The sequence below is a fragment of the Streptomyces niphimycinicus genome (assembly GCF_018883605.1).
Classification (GTDB): domain Bacteria; phylum Actinomycetota; class Actinomycetes; order Streptomycetales; family Streptomycetaceae; genus Streptomyces; species Streptomyces niphimycinicus.
Map to the genome: position 1 here is coordinate 1 of NZ_JAHLEM010000548.1, position 10,352 is coordinate 10,352.

Here is a 10,352-nt window from a genome sequence, read left to right on the forward strand (position 1 = left end):
CCCCCCGCCCCTCAGCACTTTCGCCTACCGTCCCAGAGGCGGTTCGCCTACCGTCCCAGAGGCGGCTCGGCTACCAGGCGAACGCCTCCGGCGACGGGCCAGGACCCGGGAAGATCTCGTCCAGCTCCGTCAGCACTTCCTCGTTCAGCTTCAGTTCCGCGGCGCGCACCGCCGACGCGAGCTGCTCGGCCGTGCGCGGGCCCACGATCGGACCGGTCACCCCGGGCCGGGTGAGCAGCCAGGCCAGGGCCGCCTCGCCGGGCTCGATGCCGTGCTTGGCCAGCAGGTCCTCGTACCGCTGGATCTGATCGCGCACCGCCGGGTTCTTCAGCGCGTCGGCGCTGCGCCCGGAGGTGCTGCGCGAACCGCCGCCCTCGCGCTCCTTGCGGAGTGCGCCGCCGAGCAGCCCGCCGTGCAGCGGCGACCAGGGGATGATGCCCGCGCCGTAGCCCTGCGCGGCCGGGATGACCTCCATCTCGGCGCGCCGCTCGGCCAGGTTGTACAGGCACTGCTCGCTGACCAGCCCGTACGAGCCACGGCGGGCCGCGGTCTCATTGGCCTGGGCGATATGCCAGCCCGCGTGGTTGGAGGAGCCCGCGTAGATGATCTTGCCCTGCTGGACGAGGACGTCGATCGCCTGCCAGATCTCGTCCCACGGGGTGGAGCGGTCCACGTGGTGGAACTGGTAGAGGTCGATGTGGTCCGTGCCGAGCCGCTTGAGGCTGGCGTCCACGGCCCGGCGGATGTTGACGGCCGAGAGCTTGTCGGTATTGGGCCAGGGCTCACCCTCGGCGGCCATGTTTCCGTACACCTTGGTCGCGAGGACGGTCTTCTCGCGCCGCCCGCCGCCCTTGGCGAACCAGCTCCCGATGATTTCCTCGGTGCGGCCCTTGTTCTCGCCCCAGCCGTAGACATTGGCGGTGTCGAAGAAGTTGATGCCCGCGTCGAGCGCGGCATCCATGATCGAGTGGCTGTCGGCTTCCTCGGTCTGCGGACCGAAGTTCATGGTGCCCAGAACGATCCGGCTGACCTTGAGACCTGTGCGTCCGAGCTGCGTGTACTCCATGGGATCAGCCAAGCCGTTGGAGTGCGCTCTAATCAAGGGGGCAGGCCGGGGCATTGGTGCCCCGGCGTCTTCCGTCGGCCGTGAATTCCCGTGGAAAACCCCAAGGCCCGCTTTTTGGCCCCCCGTGCGGTCAAAAAGCGGGCGTCCTGGGTTTTCTCGAGGCCGGCCTATCCGGATTAGCGGGCGGCGCGGGCTTTCATAAAACCGAGAGCGCCGAGCGCCAGGGCCATCAGTGCGCCGATCAAAACCATGTAGAGCCCCGGTCCCGCGGTCATTTCGTACAGCTTCGCGGCCTGCTCCGCCGCCTTTTCCGCGACCTTCTGCGACACCCCCTCGTCGTCCTTCAGCTTCTGGGTGACCAGCCGCTCGGGGTCCGCCATGTTGATGGCCGCGACGATCGCCATGGCCAGCCCCAGAACCCCGCCGACCAGGTAGAGCGCCGCCTTCTTGGTGGCCATGGCGGCGATGAACAGGATCCCCGCGACCAGGGCGATGATCAGCGTGATGATGCCGTCGCCGTCGATGCCCTTGATGCCCCCGGTGGCGCCCTCGGCGTCGGAGACCACCCAGTTCACCATGGAGCCGACCAGCGCGATGACCGAGCCGACGATCGCGAAGATCGCGATCTTCTTGGGCGGCGCGGCCGGTGCGGCCGGTGACGCGTGTGCGGCGCCGCCCGGAGCCCCCGCGGAATGCAGCGGAGGCGCGCTTTGCGCATAGGAGGACTGGCTGTATTCACTCATGAGCCCAGACCGTAAGCGGGGCCTTTCTGCATTGCAATGCCGCCGCCCGCTATGCCGTCAATGACCGATAAATTTCTCGCCGAAATAATCCCCGGATGAGGTCAGATAATCTGCGGGTTATTTCGGGCTGATCGCCCGCACAAATAATTGACAGACGTTATCTGCCCGTGATCGCCGAAGTCATGCACGGGGGAGTCTTGGGTGACCGGAGGGAGTCCCTCGGCGTGGTTCCGGCGCCGGACGCCCCCGGCGGGATGGCAGGCTTGGCCCCATGCGTCCGCTTCCGTTCGTACTCGGTGCCGCCGCGCTGCTGACCGTGTCCGCAGCCGCCCCGGCCTTCGCCGACGACTCGTCGTCGCCGTCCCCCTTCACGATCGAGGATCCACGGATCACCGAGTCCAGCGGCCTGGCCGCGAGCCGCCTCCACCCCGGCGTCTACTGGACGCACAACGACAGCTCGGACGGGCCGTACGTCTACGCCGTCGACGGCAAGACCGGCAAGACGGTCGCACGGGTCACCCTCCGAGGCATAGGGGATCCCCGCGATGTGGAAGCGATCTCGATAGGGCCGGACGGCAACATCTACGTCGGCGACATCGGCGACAACCTGGGCGGTACGTGGCCCCATGTGTGGATCTACCGCTTCCCCGAGCCGAAGCAGCTCAAGGACACCACCGTCACCGCGACCCAGTTCACCGTCAAATACCAGGGCGGGCCGCGCAACGCCGAGGCGCTGATGGTCCATCCCAAGACCGGCCGCGTCTATATCGCCAGCAAGAGCGACGAGGACGCCGGGCTGTACGCCGGACCGGCCACGCTGAGCCCCTCGGGGGTGAATGTCTTCCGGCGGGTCTCCGACCTCGACCTGGAGGTCACGGACGGGGCGTTCGCCCCGGACGGCACCCGGCTCGTCCTCCGCGGCTACTTCTCGGCCGCCGAATACCGCTGGCGGGACGGAAAGCCGACGCGGCTCGAGGAGGAGCCGGGGCTGCCGCTGCAACGGCAGGGCGAGTCGGTCACCTTCACCCCGGACGGCGGCACCCTCATGTACGGCACCGAGGGCGCGGGCTCCAAGGTGACGCCGGTGGACCTCGGCGGGGAGCTGCTGCCGGACGCCACCGCGAAGGAGCAGAAGAAGAACGGGGAGTACTCCGACCGCGTCGACGGCAAGCTCACCGAGGACGACAAGAACGGCAACCTGGTCAAGGCCGGAGTCACCTTCGTCGGTGCGCTGGTCGTCTTCCTCGGCCTGCGCAGGCTCTTCCGCCGGAACCGAGCCTGATCGCCGGCGCGAGCGAGATCGTCAGCGCTGCGAAGTCGTCGGCGCATACGAAGGGGCCCGCGGCCGAGCACCGGCCGCGGGCCCCTTCGTACGGGCGCCAAGAGCGCTCGTCAGAGGTGCTCGATGACGTAGTCCACGCACGCCGTCAGCGCCTGGACGTCCGCCGGGTCGACGGCCGGGAACATCGCCACCCGAAGCTGGTTGCGGCCCAGCTTGCGGTACGGCTCGGTGTCCACGACGCCGTTGGCCCGCAGCGCCTTGGCGACCGCGGCGGCGTCGATCTCCTCGGTGAAGTCGATCGTGCCGACGACCTGCGACCGCTTGGCCGGGTCGGCCACGAACGGGGTGGCGAACTTGGCCTCCTCGGCCCAGCCGTACAGCGTGCGCGACGAGGTCGCGGTGCGCCGTACCGCCCAGTCCAGACCGCCCTGTCCGTTGATCCACTTGAGCTGGTCGTCGAGCAGGAAGAGCGTCGCCAGCGCCGGGGTGTTGTACGTCTGGTTCTTCAGCGAGTTGTCGATCGCGGTCGGCAGCGAGAAGAACTCCGGGACGTGCCGGCCCGAGGCGTGGATCCGGGCGGCGCGCTCCAGCGCGGCGGGCGAGAACACGCCGATCCACAGGCCGCCGTCGGCCGCGAAGGACTTCTGCGGCGCGAAGTAGTAGACGTCCGTCTCGGCGATGTCGACCGGCAGACCGCCCGCCCCGGAGGTCGCGTCCACCAGCACCAGCGCGCCCTCGTCGGCACCGGCCACCCGCCGGATGGGCATGGCGACACCGGTGGAGGTCTCGTTGTGGGTGAAGGCGTAGACGTCCGTGCCGCTCTCGGCGCGCGGCTCCGGGTGGGTGCCCGGGTCGGAGGAGATCACCGTGGGCTCCGCCAGCCACGGCGCCAGCTTCGCCGCCTTGGCGAACTTCGAGGAGAACTCGCCGAACGACAGATGCTGGGACTTGGAGTCGATCAGCCCGTGGGTCGCGATGTCCCAGAAGGCGGTGGAACCGCCGTTGCCCAGGATGACCTCGTACCCCTCCGGGAGTTGGAAGAGCTCACGCACCCCTTCGCGCACCGCGCCGACCAGGTTCTTGACCGGGGCCTGGCGGTGGGAGGTGCCGAGCAGGGAGCTTCCGGTGGCGGCCAGGGCGCTCAGCGCCTCGGTGCGCACCTTGGACGGGCCCGAGCCGAAACGTCCATCGGCGGGCTTGATGTCATCGGGAATCCGGATCTCAGCCACGACCGAAGCCTAATCCGTCGGCCCCCGCCGTCCGACTGTGCGTCCAGCCGCTGAGACGGTGCGTCCACATCCTGTTGACGTGGGAGGTGAGGGCGGTGTAGAGGCGATCGGGGAACGCGGCGGCCATGAATCGGAATTGGACATTCTCAATGGCCCTCCCGGCGTGGACCATGGAGGCATGGCTGATCACCAGGCAGACGAGCTGGAGCAGGCGCTGCGACGGGCCGTCCGCGGGGACGTCTCCTTCGATACGGCGAGCCGGGCCCTGATGACCATGGACGCGTCGAACTACCGACGGGTGCCGGACGGTGTGGTCGCGCCCCGGGACGCGGACGATGTGGCGGCGGCGCTGGCCGTCTGCCGGGAACGCGGGGTGCCGGTGGTCGCCCGCGGCGCCGGGACCTCGATCGCCGGACAGGCCACCGGGCTCGGCGTCGTCCTCGACTTCACCCGCCATATGCGCCGCATCGTCGCGCTCGACCCCGAGCGGCGGACCGCCGTCGTCCAGCCCGGCGTGATCCTCGACGACCTCCGTACGGCGGCCGGCGCCCATGGGCTGACCTTCGGCCCCGACCCGTCCACCCACAGCCGCTGCACCCTCGGCGGCATGATCGGCAACAACTCCTGCGGCTCCCACTCGGTGGCCTGGGGCACCACCGCCGACAACGTCCACGAGCTGGACGTCCTCACCTACGGCGGGGAGCGGGTGCGCGCCGCCCAGGGCCTCCACGACCTGCCCGCCCGGCTCCGCGACGGCATACGGTCCCTGGCCGGCCACCATCTGGCCCTGCTGCGCACCGGCTTCCCCGAGCTGCCCCGCCGGATCTCCGGCTACGCCCTGGACGAGCTGCTGCCCGAGAAGAACGCCGACCTCGCCCGCGCCCTCACCGGCAGCGAGGGCACCCTCGGGGTGGTGACGGAGGCGGCCGTAAGGCTGGTGGAGGCGCCCGCCGCCCGCGCCCTGGCCGTACTCGGCTACCCCGACGAGAGCGCGGCGGCCGAGGCCGCGCACACCCTGCTGCCATACGGTCCGCTGACCGTCGAGGGCATGGCCGCCGATCTGGTCGCCGGGGCCTCCGGGCTGCCCAAGGGCGGCGCCTGGCTGTTCGTGGAGGTCGGCGGCGCCACCCGCGAGGAGGCGCTCTCCCGCGCCCAGGAGGTGGCCCGCGCCGCCGCCGAGGTCACCACCGGCCACACCGTCGTCGCCGACCCGGCCGGGCAGCGCGCCCTGTGGCGGGTGCGCGAGGACGCCTCCGGGACCGCCACCCGACTGCGTATTCCGGGTGGGGCGGACGGCGGCGAGGCATGGCCCGGCTGGGAGGACTGCGCGGTGCCGCCGCCCCGGCTCGGCGCCTATCTGCGCGACTTCCGCGCCCTGATGGCCCAGCACGGGCTGCGCGGCACGCCGTACGGACACTTCGGGGACGGCTGCATCCACGTCCGCATCGACTTCGACCTGCTGACCGAGTCCGGGATCCGGATCTTCCGAGCCTTCTCCTCCGACCTCGCCGATCTCGTCGTCGCCCACGGCGGCTCGCTCTCCGGTGAGCACGGCGACGGGCTGGCCCGAGCCGAGCTGCTGCCGCGCGTGTACGGGGACGAGATGGTCGGCCTCTTCTCCCGCTTCAAGGACCTGTGGGACCCGGAAGGCGGCCTCAACCCCGGCGTCCTGGCCCGCCCGCAGCGCCTGGACCAGAACCTGCGCTTCGATCCGCTGCCGAGGCGCCCGGTGGACGTCGAGTTCGGCTATCCGCACGACAAGGGGGACTTCTCGGCGGCCGTCCGGCGCTGTGTGGGCGTCGCCAAGTGCCGCAACGAGTCGGTGTCCGGCTCCGGGGTGATGTGCCCGTCGTACCGCGTGACCGGCGAGGAGAAGCACTCCACCCGCGGCCGTGCCCGGCTGCTGCACGAGATGCTCGCGGGCGAGGTCGTCCAGGACGGCTGGCGCTCGGAGGAGGTACGGGACGCGCTCGACCTGTGCCTGTCCTGCAAGGGCTGCCGCAGCGACTGCCCGGTCGAGGTCGACATGGCCACGTACAAGGCGGAGTTCCTGCACCACCACTACGAGGGACGGGTGCGGCCCGCCGCGCACTACTCGATGGGCTGGCTGCCGGTATGGCTCCGGGCCGCCTCCCACCTGAGGGCCGCGCCCGCCGCCAACGCCCTGGCGGGCCTGCCCCCGCTGGCGGCCCTGGCCAAGCGCATGGGCGGGATCGCGCCCCAGCGCGACATCCCGGAGCTGGCCCGGGAGCCCTTCACGCGGTGGTGGCGGGAGCATGCCCGTACGGTGCCTCGCGCCGGGAACGGCGCCCGCACCGTCGTGCTGTGGCCCGACACCTTCACCAACCACCTCTCCCCGTCCGTCGGCCGCTCGGCGGTCGCCGTACTGGAGGCGGCCGGGCTGCGGGTGGTCGTCCCACCGGGGCCCGTGTGCTGCGGCCTGACCTGGGTCTCCACCGGCCAGCTCGACCGCGCCCGCGCGGTCATGCGGCGCACCCTGGACGCCATGGCCCCGGCCCTGGACGCCGGGCTCCCGGTGGTCGGCCTCGAACCCAGTTGCACCGCCGCCCTCCGCACCGACCTCCCCGAACTCCTCGGCGCGGACCCGCGCGCCGCGCGCCTGGCCGAGTCCGTTTCGACGTTCGCCCAGGCCCTGGAGGAGTACGCTCCCGACTGGCAGCCCCCCAAGGTCGACCGCCCCGTCGTCGGCCAGACCCACTGCCACCAACACGCCGTCCTCGGTGACGCCGCCGAGCGCCGCCTACGTGAACGCGCGGGCCTTACGGGCGCCTTGAGCGGCGGCTGCTGCGGTCTGGCGGGCAACTTCGGCTTCGAGGACGGCCACTACGACGTCTCGGTGGCCTGCGCCGAGGAGCAACTGCTGCCATCGGTCCGCGCCGCGGACCCCGGCACGGAGATCCTGGCGGACGGCTACTCCTGCCGCACCCAACTGACCCAACTGGCGGGCCGCAAGAGCCGCCACCTGGCGGAGGTCCTGGCGGAACGCCTGCGGTGAGGGGCGGGCGGCCCGGCGGGGTGCGGCTTTCGTCTCGCGCCTTCGGCGCAATTGAGCAACGGGGGCGGGAGGTGAGGGCGCGGCACCGCCGCCGTCCGCCGGGCCGGTGGCGGCGAGCGCCGGTGGCGGCTTCCGCGCTCGTCGGCCGGGGCCCCTCCGGACTGCGGGCGGTAGGCGGCAAGATCCCCACCAGTGCGACTCCGGCGGTCCGCCCCTCCCGGTACCTCCTGTGAAAAACGCTTGATCTGGCGCAACTAATTCATCAAACGATTTCCAGAGGGGTACCCCACCCCCCTGCCGTCCGGTATCGGCCTCGCCCGCCGGTCACGGAAGCCGCCACCGGCGCTCGCTTCCACCGGCCCGGCGACCGGCGACGCGGGCCCGGCCCCGGCACCCCTGCCCCGCTGCTCAACTGCGCCGAAGGCGCGAGACGAAAGCCGCAGCCGACCGGGCTGAGCCCCAACCGGCCCACCCGGCCCACCCAGCCCAACCGGCTGAATCATGCAAGCGTGCTTGATTGTTTCTCGTCGCGCTGCCACCCTCGCTCGACAAGAACGGAAGACAGCCGACACACGACTGACCCGACGACGGGAGCGACGCGTGTCCGAGACGGAGGCTCTGCTCGGCGATCTGCGGGCGGAGGGGGACGAGTTGGACGGCCTGGTGGCCGGGCTCGGGGGCGCGGAGTGGCGTATGGCGACGCCCGCGCCCGGGTGGAGCGTCGCGCACCAGATCGCCCATCTCGCGTGGACCGACGAGCGGGCCGTACAAGCCGTCGAGGACCCGCAGGGGTTCGCCGACGAGGTGCGCCGGGCGTGGACCGCGCCGGAGGCGTTCGTGGACGAGGGTGCGGAGCGCGGGGCGGCCGAGCCGCCCGAGGTGCTGCTGGGGCTTTGGCGCGCGGGGCGGGAGCGGTTGCTCCGGACGCTGGCCGCGCAGCCGCCGGGCGCCCGACTGCCGTGGTACGGGCCGCCGATGAGCGTGATGTCGATGGCGACCGCCCGGCTGATGGAGACCTGGGCGCACGGCCAGGACGTCGCCGACGCGCTGGGTGTGCACCGGGCCCCCACCGCCCGGCTGCGCCATGTGGCCCGGATCGGGGTCCGGGCGCGGGGTTACGCGTACGCGGCGCGGGGGCTGGAACCGCCGGCCGAGGAGTTCCGGGTCGAGCTGACCGGCCCGGCGGGTGAGTTGTGGACGTACGGGCCGGGGGACGCGGCCCAGCGGGTGACCGGGCCCGCGCTGGACTTCTGTCTGCTGGTGACCCAGCGGGCGCACCGCGACGATCTGGCCGTACGGGCCGAAGGGGCGGACGCGGACCGCTGGCTGGACATCGCGCAGGCGTTCGCGGGCCCGCCCGGCAAGGGCCGCGCCCCGGGGCATGGTGCCGGTGGCACGGCCCGGGGGAGCGTCGCGGGAGGTGGTGCGGCCGGAGGCGCCCCTGCGGAAGGTGACGTGGCCGGAAGTGCCCCTGCGGAAGGTGGTGCGGCCGGAAGCGGTGCTGAGGCAGGCGGCGCAGCCGGTAGCGATGCCGCGTCGAGCGGCGCCACCGGTAGCGGCAGCGCGGCAAGCGACGCCGCGGCAAGCGACACCACAGCAAGCGGCGCGAGCGGCGACCCCGCCGGAGGTGCCCCATGACGCCGTCCCCGCCCCTGCGCATAGGCAACGCCTCCGGCTTCTACGGCGACCGCTTCGACGCGGTGCGCGAGATGCTCACCGGTGGCCCCCTGGACGTGCTGACCGGGGACTATCTCGCCGAGCTGACCATGCTCATCCTGGGCCGGGACCGCGCCAAGGATCCGGCGCGGGGTTATGCCACCACCTTTCTGCGCCAGCTCGAGGACACCCTGGGGCTCGCCATGGAGCGCGGGGTACGGCTGGTCACCAACGCGGGCGGGCTCAACCCGGCCGGGCTGGCCGACGCGATCCGCGCGCTCGCCGAGCGGCTCGGCATCGACTGCCGGGTCGCCCATGTCGAGGGCGACGACCTCCTCGGCGCCCGCGACTGGGGGCCGGGAGTGGTCACCGCCAACGCCTATCTCGGCGGCGCCGGTATCACGGCCTGTCTGCGCGGGGGCGCGGATGTGGTGGTCACCGGGCGGGTGACGGACGCCGCGCTGGTGACGGGCCCGGCGGCGGCACACTTCGGCTGGGCCGCCGACGACTGGGACGCGCTCGCGGGAGCCGTGGTCGCCGGGCACATCCTGGAGTGCGGTACGCAGGCGACCGGCGGCAACTACTCGTTCTTCACCGAGCACGACCTCCGCCGCCCCGGTTTCCCCCTCGCCGAGATCCACTCCGACGGCTCCAGCGTGATCACCAAGCATCCGCACACCGGCGGCGCCGTCACGGTCGGGACCGTCACCGCCCAGCTTCTCTACGAGACGGCGGGCGCCCGTTACCCGGGCCCGGATGTCACCGCCCGGCTGGACTCGGTGCGGCTCGCCCCGGACGGCCCGGACCGGGTGCGCGTCCACGGCGTACGGGGCGAGGCGCCGCCGCGCACCCTCAAGACCGGGCTGACCCGGCTCGGCGGCCACCGCAACGAGGTGGTGTTCGTGCTCACCGGTCTGGACATCGAGGCCAAGGCGGCGCTCGTACGGGACCAGATGGAGGGGGCGATGAGCAAGCACCGCCCCGCCGAGGTCCGTTGGAGCCTCTCCCGTACCGACCACCCCGACGCGGCCGTGCAGGAGGAGGCGAGCGCGCTGCTGCGGCTGGTGGTCCGCGACCGGGACGCGGCAGCGGTGGGGCGGGCGATCAGCGGCGCGGCCGTCGAACTGGCCCTCGCCAGCTTCCCCGGCTTCCATGTGACCGCCCCGCCCGGAAAGGGCTCCCCTTACGGCGTCTTCGAGGCCGTGGACACTCCGGCCGACACCGTGCCGCACACCGCCGTACTGCCGGACGGTTCCCGGCTGACCATCCCCCCGGCCCCCGCCACGCCCGCCGCCGGAACCCCGGCGGATGAGACGTCCCCGACGCCGCCCCTTCCGCCGCCGCTGCCGCCCGGGCCGAC

At 72.3% G+C, this 10,352-nt stretch carries 6 protein-coding genes and 1 pseudogene; 4 read left to right on the forward strand and 3 right to left on the reverse strand.

Translation table 11 applies throughout. From position 1 onward, the window contains the following. Positions 1 to 70: 70 nt before the first annotated feature. Together KN815_RS35780 and KN815_RS35785 are read right to left on the reverse strand one after the other, a co-directional pair. Positions 71 to 1,066 carry an aldo/keto reductase gene (locus KN815_RS35780; protein WP_216346008.1) on the reverse strand — a complete coding sequence of 332 codons (996 nt, stop codon included), beginning with the start codon at positions 1,064 to 1,066 and terminating at the stop codon, positions 71 to 73. 176 nt (positions 1,067 to 1,242) lie between these two features. Then, complete coding sequence (locus KN815_RS35785; protein ID WP_253209447.1) at positions 1,243 to 1,809, reverse strand: hypothetical protein; 567 nt, start codon at positions 1,807 to 1,809, stop codon at positions 1,243 to 1,245. Positions 1,810 to 2,080: 271 nt separating this feature from the next. Here KN815_RS35785 and KN815_RS35790 point away from each other — a divergent pair, with 271 nt between their 5' ends. Then, positions 2,081 to 3,091: a hypothetical protein gene (locus tag KN815_RS35790; protein ID WP_216346009.1), complete on the forward strand. Its 1,011-nt coding sequence runs from the start codon at positions 2,081 to 2,083 to the stop codon at positions 3,089 to 3,091. 110 nt (positions 3,092 to 3,201) lie between these two features. Here the strand turns inward: KN815_RS35790 and serC are convergent, their stop codons facing one another. Continuing rightward, complete coding sequence (serC, locus tag KN815_RS35795; RefSeq protein ID WP_216346010.1) at positions 3,202 to 4,320, reverse strand: phosphoserine transaminase; 1,119 nt, start codon at positions 4,318 to 4,320, stop codon at positions 3,202 to 3,204. Between the two features lie 178 nt (positions 4,321 to 4,498). Between serC and KN815_RS35800 the strand changes: the two genes are divergently transcribed. From KN815_RS35800 to KN815_RS35810, 3 genes and pseudogenes are all read left to right on the forward strand, one after another. Then, the gene (locus KN815_RS35800) at positions 4,499 to 7,336 is read left to right on the forward strand and encodes an FAD-binding and (Fe-S)-binding domain-containing protein (protein ID WP_216346011.1); all 2,838 of its coding nucleotides are present in this window, start codon (positions 4,499 to 4,501) and stop codon (positions 7,334 to 7,336) included. A 600-nt stretch (positions 7,337 to 7,936) separates the two neighbouring features. Further along, positions 7,937 to 8,779 (forward strand): annotated as a pseudogene (locus KN815_RS35805) (TIGR03084 family metal-binding protein); the annotation flags it as partial. Positions 8,780 to 8,970: 191 nt separating this feature from the next. Then, positions 8,971 to 10,352: acyclic terpene utilization AtuA family protein (locus tag KN815_RS35810; RefSeq protein ID WP_253209448.1), on the forward strand; the 1,382-nt coding region annotated here is incomplete at its 3' end.

Excerpts from the sequence above, each read along its gene's own strand:
- KN815_RS35780 (WP_216346008.1), bottom strand. The coding sequence starts at position 1,066 with ATGGAGTACACGCAGCTCGGACGCACAGGTCTCAAGGTCAGCCGGATC.
- KN815_RS35785 (WP_253209447.1), bottom strand. The coding sequence starts at position 1,809 with ATGAGTGAATACAGCCAGTCCTCCTATGCGCAAAGCGCGCCTCCGCTG.
- KN815_RS35790 (WP_216346009.1), top strand. The coding sequence starts at position 2,081 with ATGCGTCCGCTTCCGTTCGTACTCGGTGCCGCCGCGCTGCTGACCGTG.
- KN815_RS35800 (WP_216346011.1), top strand. The coding sequence starts at position 4,499 with ATGGCTGATCACCAGGCAGACGAGCTGGAGCAGGCGCTGCGACGGGCC.